At 71.4% G+C, this 14,187-nt stretch carries 13 protein-coding genes; 9 read left to right on the top strand and 4 right to left on the bottom strand.

The window, feature by feature from the left end:
- Positions 1 to 266: 266 nt before the first annotated feature.
- The 6 genes from ACZ7EC_RS00265 (at position 267) to ACZ7EC_RS00240 (ending at position 6,129) form a co-directional block, all read left to right on the top strand.
- Positions 267 to 1,451, top strand: a complete 1,185-nt coding sequence (locus tag ACZ7EC_RS00265; RefSeq protein WP_471055569.1) for a 4Fe-4S dicluster domain-containing protein — start codon at positions 267 to 269, stop codon at positions 1,449 to 1,451.
- Positions 1,448 to 2,266, top strand: coding sequence for an FAD/NAD(P)-binding protein (locus ACZ7EC_RS00260; protein WP_471055567.1), 819 nt, complete (start codon positions 1,448 to 1,450; stop codon positions 2,264 to 2,266). The genes ACZ7EC_RS00265 and ACZ7EC_RS00260 overlap by 4 nt, the downstream gene beginning before the upstream one ends.
- Before the next feature lies 1 nt (position 2,267).
- The gene (locus ACZ7EC_RS00255) at positions 2,268 to 3,119 is read left to right on the top strand and encodes an NADH-quinone oxidoreductase subunit B family protein (RefSeq protein WP_471055565.1); all 852 of its coding nucleotides are present in this window, start codon (positions 2,268 to 2,270) and stop codon (positions 3,117 to 3,119) included.
- Between the two features lie 24 nt (positions 3,120 to 3,143).
- Positions 3,144 to 4,490, top strand: a complete 1,347-nt coding sequence (locus ACZ7EC_RS00250; RefSeq protein WP_471055563.1) for a Ni/Fe hydrogenase subunit alpha — start codon at positions 3,144 to 3,146, stop codon at positions 4,488 to 4,490.
- On the top strand, positions 4,487 to 4,960 hold the full coding sequence (locus tag ACZ7EC_RS00245; protein WP_471055560.1) for a hydrogenase maturation protease: 474 nt from the start codon (positions 4,487 to 4,489) through the stop codon (positions 4,958 to 4,960). Before ACZ7EC_RS00250 ends, ACZ7EC_RS00245 begins: the two co-directional genes overlap by 4 nt.
- A 290-nt stretch (positions 4,961 to 5,250) precedes the next feature.
- Positions 5,251 to 6,129 carry a universal stress protein gene (locus tag ACZ7EC_RS00240; protein WP_471055557.1) on the top strand — a complete coding sequence of 293 codons (879 nt, stop codon included), beginning with the start codon at positions 5,251 to 5,253 and terminating at the stop codon, positions 6,127 to 6,129.
- A gap of 413 nt (positions 6,130 to 6,542) precedes the next feature.
- Here the strand turns inward: ACZ7EC_RS00240 and ACZ7EC_RS00235 are convergent, their stop codons facing one another.
- Genes ACZ7EC_RS00235 through ACZ7EC_RS00225 form a run of 3 tightly spaced genes read right to left on the bottom strand, consistent with a single transcriptional unit; the run spans position 6,543 to position 8,933 of the window.
- Positions 6,543 to 6,995 (bottom strand): CBS domain-containing protein, encoded by a 453-nt coding sequence (locus ACZ7EC_RS00235; protein ID WP_471055554.1) that lies wholly within the window; start codon positions 6,993 to 6,995, stop codon positions 6,543 to 6,545.
- 39 nt (positions 6,996 to 7,034) lie between these two features.
- The gene (locus tag ACZ7EC_RS00230) at positions 7,035 to 8,024 is read right to left on the bottom strand and encodes an Acg family FMN-binding oxidoreductase (protein WP_471055551.1); all 990 of its coding nucleotides are present in this window, start codon (positions 8,022 to 8,024) and stop codon (positions 7,035 to 7,037) included.
- A 30-nt stretch (positions 8,025 to 8,054) separates the two neighbouring features.
- Positions 8,055 to 8,933, bottom strand: a complete 879-nt coding sequence (locus tag ACZ7EC_RS00225; RefSeq protein WP_471055548.1) for a universal stress protein — start codon at positions 8,931 to 8,933, stop codon at positions 8,055 to 8,057.
- A 636-nt stretch (positions 8,934 to 9,569) separates the two neighbouring features.
- Here ACZ7EC_RS00225 and ACZ7EC_RS00220 point away from each other — a divergent pair.
- On the top strand, positions 9,570 to 10,475 hold the full coding sequence (locus ACZ7EC_RS00220; RefSeq protein WP_471055546.1) for a universal stress protein: 906 nt from the start codon (positions 9,570 to 9,572) through the stop codon (positions 10,473 to 10,475).
- 343 nt (positions 10,476 to 10,818) lie between these two features.
- Here ACZ7EC_RS00220 and ACZ7EC_RS00215 read toward each other — a convergent pair whose 3' ends face one another.
- Positions 10,819 to 11,277 (bottom strand): pyridoxamine 5'-phosphate oxidase family protein, encoded by a 459-nt coding sequence (locus ACZ7EC_RS00215; protein WP_471055543.1) that lies wholly within the window; start codon positions 11,275 to 11,277, stop codon positions 10,819 to 10,821.
- Between the two features lie 566 nt (positions 11,278 to 11,843).
- Between ACZ7EC_RS00215 and ACZ7EC_RS00210 the strand changes: the two genes are divergently transcribed.
- Positions 11,844 to 13,562, top strand: coding sequence for a GAF domain-containing sensor histidine kinase (locus tag ACZ7EC_RS00210; protein ID WP_471055540.1), 1,719 nt, complete (start codon positions 11,844 to 11,846; stop codon positions 13,560 to 13,562).
- 416 nt (positions 13,563 to 13,978) lie between these two features.
- Complete coding sequence (locus ACZ7EC_RS00205; RefSeq protein WP_471055537.1) at positions 13,979 to 14,179, top strand: BON domain-containing protein; 201 nt, start codon at positions 13,979 to 13,981, stop codon at positions 14,177 to 14,179.
- The last annotated feature ends 8 nt before the right edge of the window (positions 14,180 to 14,187 follow it).

The raw sequence follows: 14,187 nt of genomic DNA, 5'->3' as shown, positions 1-14,187 counted from the left end.
CACAGCCCGTGGCCGCCGGTACCCAGGGGTGTCCGGTCGGCGTGGCCCGGCCGGAGAGCGGCGAGGCGTTCGCGGACCTCGGGGTAGGCGTCTCGTGTGTTCATGGTGAGCCCTGGCCTGCCGGCGTCACCTGCGGGCCCTTCGGCCGCGCTTCCGGGCCGCTCGGCACCTCCCCGGCGCGGCGGCGTACCCGGAATGCTGCGATCGTGGGTCTGAGGGGACGGTGGCGCTTCATGCACCGTGTGCTGCGTCGAAGGAGGTCGGTCATGAGCACCGACGCCGATGTGCGTGCCTCGCAGCCGCCCGAGCCCGATGGGCTCGTCATGGGCAAGGACGGCCTGGCCGAGCTCGTGGACGTGCTGATCCGGCGCGGGTTCGCCGTGGTCGGACCCACCGTGCGGGACGGCGCCATCGTGCTGGCGGAGCTGCGGTCGGCAGATGAGTTGCCGTACGGGTGGGGAGTGGAGCTGGAGGCCGGGCGGTACCGACTGCGGCAGCGGCAGGACGGCGCGGCCTTCGCGCATGCGGCGGGCCCTCAGTCGTGGAAGTCCTTCCTGCACCCGGCGCGGGTGCGGGAGTGGAGTGCCGACCGAGTGGAGGGCGAGCTGGTTTTCACGGCCGACCAAGCCGTGCCGCCTCGCTACGCCTTCCTGGGTGTGCGCCCTTGCGATCTGAGGGCCATCGCCGTCCAGGACAGGGTGCTGATCGGTGGGGCACACCGGGACTCGGGTTACGGGCGGAGGCGTTCCGGGGCCCTGCTGATCGTGGTCGAGTGCACGGAGCCCGGCGCCACCTGCTTCTGCGTCTCCATGGGCACCGGACCGGCTGCCGGCCCCGGCTACGACCTCGTGATGACCGAAGTCGTCGACGACGGCGGGCACCGCTTCTGGGTCCGCAGCGGCAGCCAGGAGGGCGCGGAGATCCTGGCCGAGCTGCCCACCCGTCCGGCCGATCCGGGAACCCGGCAGACGGCCCTTGCCGGCGTCACGGCCGCGGCGGAGCGCATGGGCCGGACCATGCCCGAGGCCGACCTGCGGGAGCTGATGGCCGGAACGCTCGACGCGCCCCGCTGGGACGACGTGGCCGGGCGGTGCCTGACCTGCGGCAACTGCACCATGGTGTGCCCCACCTGCTTCTGCACCACCACAGAGGACGTCACCGACCTCACCGGCGACCACGCGGAGCGGTGGCGGCTGTGGGACTCCTGCTTCGACCTGGACTTCTCCCAGCTGCACGGCGGTCCGGTCCGCGCCTCCTCCCGCAGCCGCTACCGGCAGTGGATGACCCACAAACTCGGCACCTGGTACGACCAGTTCGGTTCGTCCGGCTGTGTGGGCTGCGGACGCTGCATCGTGTGGTGTCCGGTCGGCATCGACATCACCGAGGAAGCGGCCGCCCTGCACGACTGGACACGGTCCGGGGAGCCGACGCCCGCGGCGGAGCCCTCATGACCACGGTGGCCCCTCCGCTGCCGTACCGGGTCGCCGACACCTGGGACGAGACCGGCGACACCCGGTCCATCGAGCTGGTACCGGCGGGGGAAACACTCGCGCCCTTCTCACCGGGGCAGTTCGCGATGATCTACGCCTTCGGAGTCGGTCACGTACCCATCTCCGTGAGCGCCCTGCACGGCCGGGACGGGAGGCTCGTGCACACTGTGCGCGCGGTGGGTGCTGTCTCGACCGCGCTGTACCGGCTGCGCCCCGGCGACACCGTCGGACTCAGCGGGCCCTACGGCACCGGCTGGGACCTCGAAGCGGCAGCGGGTCACGATGTGCTGGTGGTCGCCGGAGGCATCGGGCTGGCGCCCTTGCGGCCGGTCGTCCACGCCGTCCTGGACCGGCCGGCCGCGTACGGTCGCCTCGCGGTCCTCGTCGGCACCCGTACCCCTGCCGATCTGGTCTACCGGAACGAGATCGACAGCTGGCGCGGCCGGGCCCGGGTGGAGGTGGCCGTCGACCGGCCCGGCCCCGGCTGGCAGGGTGCGGTGGGCGTGGTCACCACGCTCCTGGACCGCCTCGCTCTGCGCCCGGAACGGTCCTGCGCGCTGGTGTGCGGGCCCGAGGCGATGATGCGCCACACCGCACGCGAGCTCGTGGTCCGCGGCCTGCCTCCCCACCGCGTCCAGATGTCCTTGGAACGGAACATGCACTGCGCCACCGGCCACTGCGGCCACTGCCAGCTCGGCCCGCTCCTGCTGTGCCGCGACGGGCCGGTCGTCGGCTACGACCGTGCGGCAGATCTGCTCCTCGTGAGGGAGTTGTGACATGGTCACCGAACTCGGTCCGGTCATTCGCACCCGGCCGACGCTCGCCGTGTGGAAGTTCGCCTCCTGCGACGGCTGTCAGCTGACCCTTCTGGACTGCGAGGACGAACTCCTCGGTCTCGCCGAACGCGTCCGGATCGAGCACTTCCTGGAGATGACCCCGGTCGAGGGCGCCGACAGCGGGCGTGCCCGCCTGGAGGGGCGGGGGCCGTACGACCTTTCCCTGGTCGAGGGGTCGATCACCTCCGCCGAGGACGCCGAGCGGATACAGCACGTCCGTCGAATCAGCCGGTACCTGGTCACCATCGGGGCCTGCGCCACCGCGGGCGGCATCCAGGCCCTGCGGAACTTCGCCGACGTCGACGACTTCCTCTCCGCCGTCTACGCCCAGCCGGAGTACATCTCCACCCTGGAGACCTCGACACCGGTCTCGGCCCACGTGCCGGTCGACCTCGAGCTGCGGGGATGCCCCATCGACCGCCGCCAGCTCCTCGAAGTCATCGACGCCTTCCTGGCCGGCCGCAAACCCCGGATCCCGAACCACAGCGTCTGCTTCGAGTGCAAGCGGCGCGGGACCACCTGCATCACCGTGGCCCACGGCACACCCTGTCTGGGCCCGGTCACGCACGCCGGGTGCGGTGCCATCTGCCCCGCGTACGGACGCGGCTGCTACGGCTGCTTCGGACCGTCGAGCAAGCCCAACCTGCGCTCGATGGTGGCCCAGTTGCGCCGCGACGGGATGAGCGAGCGGGACATCCAGCGTGTCTTCCACACCTTCAACGCCGCGTCGCCGGAATATGCCCCAGTACCCGACCTCGCGGCCGAGGAGCAGCGGCATAGCCCGCCGGCCTGACGGACCACGCCCGGAGAGGCTCGCATGAACCATCGCGGAACCCGCGTCCTGCGGCTGGACGCGCTGGCCAGGGTCGAAGGCGAGGCAGCCCTCCACTTACGGGTCGAGGGGGACACGGTCGCCGAGACGAGGCTGCGCATCTACGAATCACCGCGCTTCTTCGAGGCACTCCTGACCGGCCGGGCGTACACCGAGCCTCCCGACATCACCTCCCGCATCTGTGGCATCTGTCCGGTCGCCTACCAGATGAGCGCCTGCCGGGCGATCGAGGACGCCTGTGGTGTCACGGTGGACGGCGCCCTCGCGGAACTGCGCCACCTGCTGTACTGCGGCGAGTGGATCGAGAGCCACACCCTGCACATCTATCTGCTGCACGCCCCGGACTTCCTGGGGCACGCGGACATGGTGGGACTCGCCCGTGACCAACGCGCCGCGGTGGAACGCGGTTTGCGGCTCAAGCAGGCCGGCAACGCGATCCTCGAACAGCTCGGCGGGCGCCCGATCCACCCCGTCAACGTACGGGTCGGCGGCTTCTACCGGACACCTGCACCGGCCGAACTCCGTCCGCTGGCGGAGCGGCTGCGGCAAGCCCGAGACGACGCGCTGGAGACGGTCCGATGGGTGGCGGCGTTCGACTTCCCCGACGCCGTGTGCGACCACGACCTGCTTGCGCTACGTTCCCCCGGCCGGTATGCCATCGGCACCGGAACACCGGCGGTCATGACCGTCCAAAGCGGAAGCCCGGCGCTGCGCGAGTTCGCCCTCTCGGACTTCGAACACCACATTCAAGAAGGGCAGGTTCCGCACTCCACCGCCCTGACGGCCACGCTCGACGGCCGTCGCTTCCTCACCGGCCCGCTGGCGCGCTACGCGATCAACGGTCGGTGGTTGCATCGCGTGGCCGCCGAGGCGGCTCGGGAAGCCGGCCTCGGTGATCCGGCGACCGGCACCCTCTGCGACAACCCCTTCCGCAGCATCGTCGTACGCGCCGTGGAGGTGGTTCATGCCGTCGAGGAGGCCCTGCGCGTCATCGAAGCGTACGAACAGCCTCCCCGGCCGGCCGTCGACGTCCCGCCGCGCAAGGCCGTCGGCGCAGGGGCCACCGAGGCGCCCCGCGGCCTCCTCTACCACCGCTACGCCCTCACGGAGGACGGCGCGATCACCGAGGCCCGCATCGTTCCGCCCACGGCCCAGAACCAGACCGCCATCGAGGAGGACGTACGCAGGGCGGTTCAGGCGCGCCTGAACCGTGCCGGGCCCTGCGCCGACGACGAGGAACTCACTCACCTGTGCGAGCGAGCCATCCGTAACCACGACCCATGCATCTCCTGTGCCGCGCACTTCCTCGACCTGACGGTGGAGCGCGGATGAGCCGCCGGGTGGTGGTGATCGGGGTGGGCAACCTCCTGCGCGGAGACGACGGAATCGGCCCGGCGACGGTGGAAGCACTCCGTGGCCGCGTCCCGGACGGCACCGAGCTCGTGGTCAGCGACGGCGAACCCGCACGCATGCTGGACCTGTGGCGCGGTGCGGACCTCGTGGTCCTGGTCGAAGCCCTCCGTACGAGTCCGGCCCGTCCGGGTGAGCTGCACACGCTGACATCGGCGGAGGCCGTCGGCCACGCCCTGGGTAGGGCGAGCACGCACGCCTTCAGCCTGGGAGAGTGTCTCGCCCTGGCGGAGGCACTCGACCAGCTGCCGCCAAGGCTTGTGGTGCACGGTGTGGAGGTGGCCGACGTCGCACTCGGCGCAGGTCTGAGCCCAGCGGTGCGGTCGGCGCTCCCCGAGCTGACCGGGCGTGTCGCCGCCACGGTGAGCCGGGCCTACGAGCGCGACTGCTGATGATGCGTGTTCCCGAAGCAGCGCAGGTGGGCGCGGAGACCTCGCGGGTGAGGCCGCCGGTGACCGTCGGGAGCGGAGATCGGCGTGGCGCTGTGATCGTTCTGGTACTCGTCGCACACGATGTGAGCGTCCCCCTGTGCGCACGGAGACGCCCGAGAACCGCCGGGGCTGGGCCGAAGGTCCTCCGATGCAGGACCATCTGCCCTCGAAACGCCAGGAGCGCGGTGCCAACGTGGAGTTGCACCCCACTGTGCCGCACGAGACGGCAGATCCTGAAAGGCGGTGCGCAGATGTCACTTCCCCTGGTGGTGGGCGTAGACGGATCGGACTCGTGTCTGACGGCGGTCGACTGGGCCGTGGACGAGGCCGTGCGCCACGGTGTTCTACTCAGGCTGGTGTACGCCTCGCTGTGGCAGCGCTATGAGGCAGGCCTTCCCTCGGTGGGTCCCGTGCGCCCTTCCGAGCAGGTGCTGGCCGAGCACATCGTGGCTTCGGCGGCCGAACGCGCCGAACGGCGCAACCCGGATGTCAAGGTCACCACCGACATCATCCCGGAGGACGCGGTGGCCGCGCTCCTTCGCGAGGGCGGGCAGGCCCACACGCTGGTGACGGGGTCGCGTGGCCGGGGCGCTCTCAAGGGACTGCTGCTCGGGTCGGTCGGTCTTGCCGTGTCGGCGCGGGCGCACTGCCCGGTGGTCGTGGTCCGGGGCGATCCGGCGGGACTCGCGGGCACGCACGAGCGGATCCTGCTGGGCATCGGCGACGCCGACGACACGAGTACCGAGGCCGTCCGGTACGCCTTCCGGGAGGCCGAGGTGCGCGGCTGTGTCCTGGACGTCGTGCATGCCTGGCGCAGGCCCGCCTTCGACAGGAACGGCAACCCGACACGTGCGGGAGGGCCGGAGGACACCTGCGAGGAGCGTGCCTCCGCTGTCGTCGACGCTCGGCTCAAAGCCGCGATCGGCGAGTACCCGCATGTCCGGACGCGCCCGGCCATATCGGAAGGACCGGCCGCCAAGATCCTCGTGGACCGGACGGCTGCTGCCGATCTGGTGATCGTCGGGGCACGGCGCCGAACGAACGCCTTCGGGTTGCAGCTCGGCCGCGTGAGCCACGCACTCCTGCACCATGCCCAGTGCCCGGTCGCGGTCGTGCCCGCACGGCAGTGAAGCGTCGAGGCACCGGCACACGAGGGAGGGCTCGGCAGCTCTGGCAGGAGGGCGAGGCGCCCCTCGCGGTGTGGGAGCTGCCCACTGACCGATGCTCTCGGCGCCGTCGGCTCGGTTCGGACCCACGTGGTGCAGACCTGGATCTCGTGTTCGGTGTCGAGGTCATCGGGACCCCGATCAGCGAACGGTCCCCGTCCGCGGTCGCACCCCGGCGACGAATTGCCGCTCGTGTCGCAGGAAGCGCGGCCCCGCTCGGTCGCAGCAAGTGCTCCGTGTCGGTGCTCGACGTTGTTGGCGGCGGCTTCCTGCGCCTCGACCAGCCGGCAGTCGGCCGGCACCGCGTCTCCAGCTCCACGACCACCACATCGCCCGGCACCAGATCCCGCGCGGACCCTGCCGGGCCTGTTCAGGGCTCATCCGGTGGCTCCGGTCTCCTGGGACGGTCCTGGAGGCTCCTGCAGGACGCTCCAGGCAACCGGCCCCAGCAGGTCGGCGAATCGACGGAACAGGTCGAGGAACAGGTCGTCGATCGCCAGCACGCCCACCACCCGGCCCGCGGCCAGGACCGGAAGGCGGCGGACCCCCGTGCGGCGGAAGGCGCGATAGGCAGCCTCCAGATCCTCGACGGCCTCGACCGAGACGACGCGGGCCGACATGATCGCGTCCGCCTGGGCTTTCGGGTCCAGTCCGCCGCCCAGGCCACGAACGACGAGATCGCGATCGGTGACGACGCCGTGCACGGCCCCGTCCTCGACCACCAGCACGGACCCGACGGCGCTCTCGGCCATCAGCCGGGCCACCTCGACCAGGGTGAAGTCCGGCGGCACGCACACCGGAGGAGCCGTCATCACCTCGGAAACCTTCATGCGTTCCTCCTGGCTGTCCCATGGCCCGCCGGGTCCCACTCAGAGAACGTCGAGCAGATCGGCCACCGCCCGCCGTGGGCTCGTGGGGCCTTCGGGGCCGTGACCGAGCCGGATGATCATCTGTACATGGGCCATGGGGGAGACGGGGTCGCGGACGGCCCACCGGATCTCGGGCCACTCCAGAGGCTGGGAAGTGACCGAGGCGACGAGCCCGTCCGCCGTGGCCCGGAGCAGGACCCGCTCCAGTGCCTGCCCGGCCGACAGCCAGTCCGCGGGCCTGTCGTGGGCCGTACCCAGCAGGGCGATGTTGGGTTCCCTCTCGAAGATCGCCCAGCCGCGCTGGGGCAGCGGACGACCGATGGCGAAGTCACGCACGGGGACCGAGGTGCGGCGTTGCCGCGGACCGAAGGCCTCGGCGGCGATACCGTCAACGGCCCTGGCGTCGCCGGAAGAACCGGTGTGCGCCCAGCGCGCCGTCTCCTCACGCACGTCCGGCGCGAGCGCCTCCCTGCCCTCGGCATCCCGCACCAGCTCCAGGATCGACTGCACGTGCCATGCGCCGGGGAACAGCAGCTGTGCGCCCTCGGCGAGCGCGGCCTCCTGCAACGTCTCCTGCACGGCGATGGGGAGCGTCTCCTCGCGGAAGGGGAAGCGGCTGGAGTGACGGCGGTGGATCGCAGTGCTCAGCCGGGCGAGCGCCCCGTCAGGGGGCCCGGTGCCGCACAGTTGTGCCCCGGCGAGGAACTCGGGGCAGGCCGGGTCCGGCAGCAACCGGACGACCGGCGCGAGCCCCGCCGCCGCGGCGGCCACGCGGAGGTTGAGCAGGGCGGCGCCGCACCCCACGTGCAGGCCGCGGTTCTCGGGGTCGGTTCGCGGCAAGGCCCGCTCCAGGTCCGCGTACAGCTGCAGGACACCGGTGTCCCGCAGGTAGCGGAAGGTCCAGGGTTGCGCGTTGTGCAGCGAGGGCGCCGCCGCGGCGTCCGCCACCAGCCCGGTGACGGTGGTCACGTCGAGAGGTTGTGCAGTCACGGCGGCTTCCCTTCGTGCCGGGGTGCGGGTTCACTCGCGGGTCGGTACGGCGATGACAGGGCAGCGGGCGTGGTGCAGCACGCCTTGACTGACCGAGCCCAGCAGCATGCCGGCGAAGCCTCCGCGGCCTCGGGTCCCCACCACCAGGCCCAACGCATGCGCAGAGGCGTCGCTGAGCACCTGGACGGGATGCCCGACGAGCACTTCGTGGTGCAGATCCACCTCGGGCCAGCGGTCGTGGCGTCCCGCCACGACCTCGGACAGGAGCCGACGGCACTCTTGTTGCGGCTGGTGCTCGTCGAAGACTCTCAGCGGTCCGGGCTCCCAGACGAGCAGGGCGCGCAGCTGGGCGCCGCGCAGGGCCGCCTCCTCGAACGCCACGTCGACCGCGGCACCGGAGTGTTCGCTGCCGTCCACGCCTACGACGAAGTACGCGGGCTCCTCGGTGACGTGTTCCGGCTCCGGGACGACCACCAGCGGACAGTGCGTACGGGCCATGACCGGCAGGGCGACCGCCGTGGAGCCGAATGCCTCCTGTTTCCGGCTCGGGTGCCGCGACCCCAGCACGACGGCGGCGGCATCGCGGCTCTGCTCGCGCAGCACCCACACCGGGTCGCCCTCCGCGAGCAGCGCGTCGACCTCGAGCTGCGGGTGCCGGGCCGAGACGAAGTCCACGGCCTGCCCCAGCACCTGCTGGCCGGCTTTGTGCAGAGCCTCGTTCCACTCCTCCCAGGACGGCGGGACTTCCTGCCTCCGGTAGCCGCGAGTGGGCACGCCCTCCACGTGGACGGCGCGCAGCGGCAGCCGTCTGCGGGCGGCCTCGTCGGCCGCCCAGGCCAGTGCCATCCGGTGCACGGGATCAGGATCGACGCCCACCACGATCGGGCGGCGCTCACCGGGCCCCGACATGCCCGCCTCCGGTCACCGCGTGCCGGACGTACGCATCGGGACCCGGGAAGTCGCTCTCGTCGCCCGGGCGGGCACACATCGAGGTGCCCGGCTGCGCATTCTTCGCTGGTGTGGGAGCGGACATCGCCCTTGCCTCCTTCTTGCTGTGGCGCGGAAGGACGCCGTCGCCGATTCCATGGAAGGCGTCGGCAGCGCCTGGCTGCCAGGGGCCAATGGTCCCCACCGGAGGCCTGCCGGCCTTCCGCCGTCCCTCGACAGGTCAGGCTCCGCGGACGGAGAACGCGGCGGGATGCAGGACGGCGGCGTCCGACGCGCGCGGCGCGGTGCTCCGGGCGCTGACGGACGTCGAGGACCGCTCGCACCGAGGTCGTCGGACGGTTGAGCGCCTCGGACCGCACCAGTCGGACCGGCTCGGGATCCCCGCGATGGCGTCGGTCCGTCCGGGCCGACGGAAGACTCGCCCGTACCCGTCGAGCCCGCTGCCGGCCTCGATCCGTACGTCGGTCAGCCCGACGGCGTCGAGCAGGGAGCACGCTTGGGTCGGTCGGGCCCTCATGGGGCCGTGTGGCCCCTGATCCCTTCGGCACTGCGGCGCCACGCTGGTGTCGGAACCCTCGCCCCCAGGAGGTGGAGACCATGTCCCGCACCGTCACCGTAGGTGTCGACGACTCGCCCGAGAGCCGGGCCGCAGCCGAGTGGGCGGCACGAGAAGCGCTGCTCCGCGGCCTGCCCCTCAAGATCATGTACATCTCGGAGCCGTCGCCCAGGTTCGTTGCCAGGACACCACTGCTCGATCCCGACACCTACCGGCAGTGGGCAGAGCAGTTGACACGCCAGGCTGCGGACGGCATCCGGCTTCGCCACCCCGGCATCGAGGTGACCACCGAGCAGCTGACCGGGACCCCGGCCGACCTGCTGTGCGAGGCGGCGGGCTTCGCCGATCTGCTGGTTCTGGGCTCGCGGGGCTTCGGCGGCCTGGAAGGGTTCATGATGGGCTCGGTGAGCCTGGGCGTCGTCGCCCGCGCCGAACGACCGGTGGTGCTGGTGCGGGCGGGAGAGCAGGCCGCCGACGAGCACACGATGGATCCGGCGGGGGTGCCGTCCGCGGCGGCACCCTTCCGGCCCGTCGTGCTGGGACTCGACATCGACCAAGCGGACGACACCTTGCTGGAGTTCGCCTTCGACGCCGCCGCGCGGCGGAAAGCCACTCTGCGGGTCGTCCACGCCTGGCCCGAGCCGCCGACATCCTTTTACCGCTTTGCCGGCGACGCCGAACTCTACGACACGCTCGAACGCGGACAGGCCATCCTCCTGAGCAAGGTGCTCCACCCCTGGGCGCAGAAGTTCCCCGACGTCCAGGTGATCGAGGCGAGTCGGTGCGGAAACGCCGCGCAGGTTCTCGTGAACGACTCCCGTGACGCCTCCCTCGTGGTCGTCGGCCGGCGCATCCGCACCAGGTCGTTCGGCGCCCGTATCGGCCACGTCACCCACTCGGCCCTGCACCACATCGCCGCTCCCGTCGCCGTCGTCGCACACGGCTGACCTCCGCTCCGGAGAAGGAGACACACCATGAGCCCACCGGCCCCACAGGTCTGTGGGGAGCCGCTGGAGCTGACGTGCTGCCTGTGGAACCGGAATACGGCCTGATACGCGAGAGCCGCAGTGCCCTCGCGATGGCGCTGGGCTGCCGTCGTCGCAGCGGGATGACGGCAGCCCCCTCGGCTCGGTCAGGGTCGCCGTGTCGGGACACCCGCACTGCCCGGTGATTGGGACGCCCTGATCGCGGTGTCCCGTGCGGCCGGCCTGCTCGTCATCGGCGCCCGCCGACGCCCGGCCCGCTTCGGGCTCCGACTCGGCCGAGTCGCGTCCGCCGTTGCAGCAGTCGTCAGCCAGCTGTCGTCGCCGTCCCGTCCGACGCCGTCAAGAGGATGCCGGCGACGAGTTCGGGACGGATGCGAACGGCCTGGGCCGCGCCTTCCCCAGGCGCCCAGGACCACAACAGGTGCTGGATGCGCATCAGTTCGGACCGTTCGGTGACCAGATGGGCGTACCCCGTGACGACCACACTCCAGCCGAGATGGGTGTCGGGGTCGATCGCGTCGGCCTCGTAGGCGACGACCACGCCCGTGTCGTCCGCCTCCTCGGCATGAGAGGTCAGGGCCGCGCCCTCGTGGGTGAGAATGACGATGTCCCCACGGTCCAGAACGTGGTTGACCGGCCGGACTGTGGGCAGGGCTTGCCGGGTGAAGACGACCCTCCCCAGCGCCACGCTGCCCAGCAACCGCAGCGCCTCGGTCGGGTCGAGGTCGATGCGCCGGTGCGCGGGAGCGTGGTTGAGGGGCATGTGCTGCTTCTTCGAGAGCCTTCGAGAGGGAGTGACGCCTTCCCGCCGACGCCGGTCGGCTCGTCGGCGCCGGGGTACGAGGCGGGCGGAGCGACACCGCGGGGGATCAGTGCCGCTCCTGTCCCCACAGTCGCCCACGGCGCACCCGCTCACCAGTGCCGGTCGGGCACGCTGGGGGACCGGAGGTCCCGCAGATCCGGGGAAGCGCTTGTCGAGACAGGCGGAGAAGGACGCCGCCTCCACGTCGTCGCAGGAGAAGCCCCATGTGGTCCGGGGAGATCGTTGGTGCCGAACGACAAGAACCGCGCCTCCTCGGGATTTCTTCGCGGGCGAGCCGGAGTACCGAGCCGCAGGATCTCGGCCAGGTTCGCACCCTTGCCGCCGAGCGGGCCGGCCAGGTCACGGCCGCCCTCCGTGACGCCGTACGCGTAGCGGACCAAGACGCCACTTCTCGGCTCCGCGGTGGCCGGTGCCCTCCCAGCCTGTGGCGGCGTCGGTGGACGGCTAATGTGGGAAAGGTCCTCGAAATCCATCGTTCGCCGCGCGAGGCGACATGGAGGCGTGTGGTGGCAGAGTCCGAGGAGTCCGGTGTACGGCTGCCGCAGCTGAGACTCGACGAGCTGCTGGAGGAGCTGCAGGGCCGGATCAACGCGGTCCGGGGCACCCGCGACCGCGTGCACAGTTTGCTGGAGGCGGTGCTTTCGGTCGGCCGAGAACTGGACCTCGAACAGGCACTGCACGCCATCGTCGAGTCGGCCGCCGCGCTGGTCGACGCCGAATACGCCGCCCTGGGCGTCATCGGCCCCGACGGCAGTTCCCTGTCGGCCTTCCACACCGTCGGTGTGACGGCGGAGCACATCGCCGAGATCGGCCACTACCCCCAAGGCCACGGCATCCTCGGTGAAGTGATCCGGCACCCCCGGCCGCTCCGGCTGGAGAAGATCTCCCAGCACCCGGCCTCCTACGGCTTTCCGCCCCAGCACCCGCCGATGAACTCCTTCCTGGGTGTACCGATCCGCATACGCGACCAGGTCTTCGGCAACCTGTACCTCACCGAGAAGCGCGGCGGACTGGCCTTCGACGAGGAAGACGAAGCGGTGTTGTCGACCCTGGCCGTGGCGGCGGGCGTGGCCATCGAGAACGCCCGGCTGTACGAGGACGTCCGGCTGCGCGAGCGCAGGCTCCTGGCGAACGCCGAGATCACCCACAGCCTGATGTCCGGCAGTGAACGCACCGAGGCTCTCAAACTGATCGCCGAACGGGCACGCGAACTCATGCGGTCGGCGCTGGCGGCCGTGGCCATGCCGTCGGCGGACGGGGGGTCGCTCACCGTGGAGATAGCGGTCGGCCAGGATGCCGACGCGCACAGGGGCCTGGTGCTGCCCCTGTCGGGGACCTTGATGGGGCTGGCCTTCTCCGCGGCCGCCCCGGTCGCCAGCGCCGACGTACGACATGATGAGCGCATCTCCCCGGAGCCGGTGCGCTTCCAGGGGCTCGGCCCGGCCCTGGCCGTGCCCATCGGCACCGGGGAAGGGGACGTCCGAGGCGTGGTGCTCGTCGCCCGCGAGGCCGAGCGGCCGGTGTTCTCCGGCAAGGAGACCGAGATGTTGCAGGGCTTCGCCGCCCAAGCCGCGATCGCCATGGAACTGGACGAGCGCCGCAAGGACGCCGAGCAGATAGCCGTGCTGCAGGACCGGGACCGCATCGCCCGAGACTTGCACGATCTTGCCGTTCAGCGGATCTTCGCCACGGGGATGACCTTGCAGAGCGCGGGCCGCCTGATCGAGCACCCGGAGGCTGCCGAGCGCGTACTGAGGGCCGTGGACGACCTGGACGAAACCATCAAGATCATCAGGTCCGCCATCTTCGGGCTGCGGGCGCGCCCGGGCAGACTCGAGGACTCGCTGAGGGCCCGCATCGTGCGGCTGGTGGGCGAGGAAACCCCCGCCCTGGGTTTCACGCCCGGTGTCCGGATGGAGGGGCTGGTCGACACGGATGTGCCACGCGAGGTGGCGGATCACGTCGTGGCCGTCCTCTCCGAGGCACTGGCCAACATCGCCCGCCACGCCCGAGCCGACCGGGCTCAGATCGTGCTGACAGCCGGCGGCCACGAGGTGACCTTGACCGTCACGGACAACGGGGTGGGCGTTCCGCCCGACGGCCGGCGCAGCGGACTGCGCAACATGGCCGAACGCGCGGAGCAACTGGGCGGCCACCTCGACGTGTCCAGGCCCGACGGCGGTGGTGCCGCACTGCGGTGGCGGGTGCCTCTCCCCGTCACATAGGCGGCTGACACCGCGCGCGTGCGATGCGGGCCGGGGAGGCGGCTCAGGGGGCCGACATGCCGGGGGAGTGTCCTCGGGACGGGCCGTTCGGCCCATCGCCAGCCTGGCTAGGAGGCGCAGTCTGGAGGTGTCGCACCGGCCCCTGGAGGACGCCATGAACGGCACTCCCACCGTCGTGAGCGACGTGGTGACCCCGCAGGGTCGCCCTGCGGACGGGAAGGACGTCGTGCGGACCACGCAGAACTGGCGGGCCAGCGCTCTCCCCGTCCTCGACGGCGGCGGACGTGTCGTCGGTGTGGTCTCCGCGGCGGGCCTGCTGCCCGAGGAGGAGCCCGCCTCATGGCACGCCGCGGGGTCTCCGACCTGCTCAAGATCTTCCTGCGGCACGACGCGGAGATAGCCGAGGAGGTGCTCACGTGGTCGTCGTCAGGAACTTCGGCACCCATGCGGAAGAGGTCGACGTAGAAGTGCACGACGGTGTTGTGACGCTCACCGGCCGGGTCCGCCAGACGGCTCTGAGCCCGCTCGCCGTCCTCCTGGCACGGACCGTGCCCGGTGTGGTGGATGTGCGGGGTGAGCTGATCGGCCTGCCTCGCCACCCGGATCCAGACCCCTGAACTGCCGG

The organism is Streptomyces sp. NPDC037203, assembly GCF_055605065.1.
The sequence above is the reverse complement of the archived record's forward strand: the minus strand, read 5'-3'. Positions and strand labels throughout refer to the sequence as shown.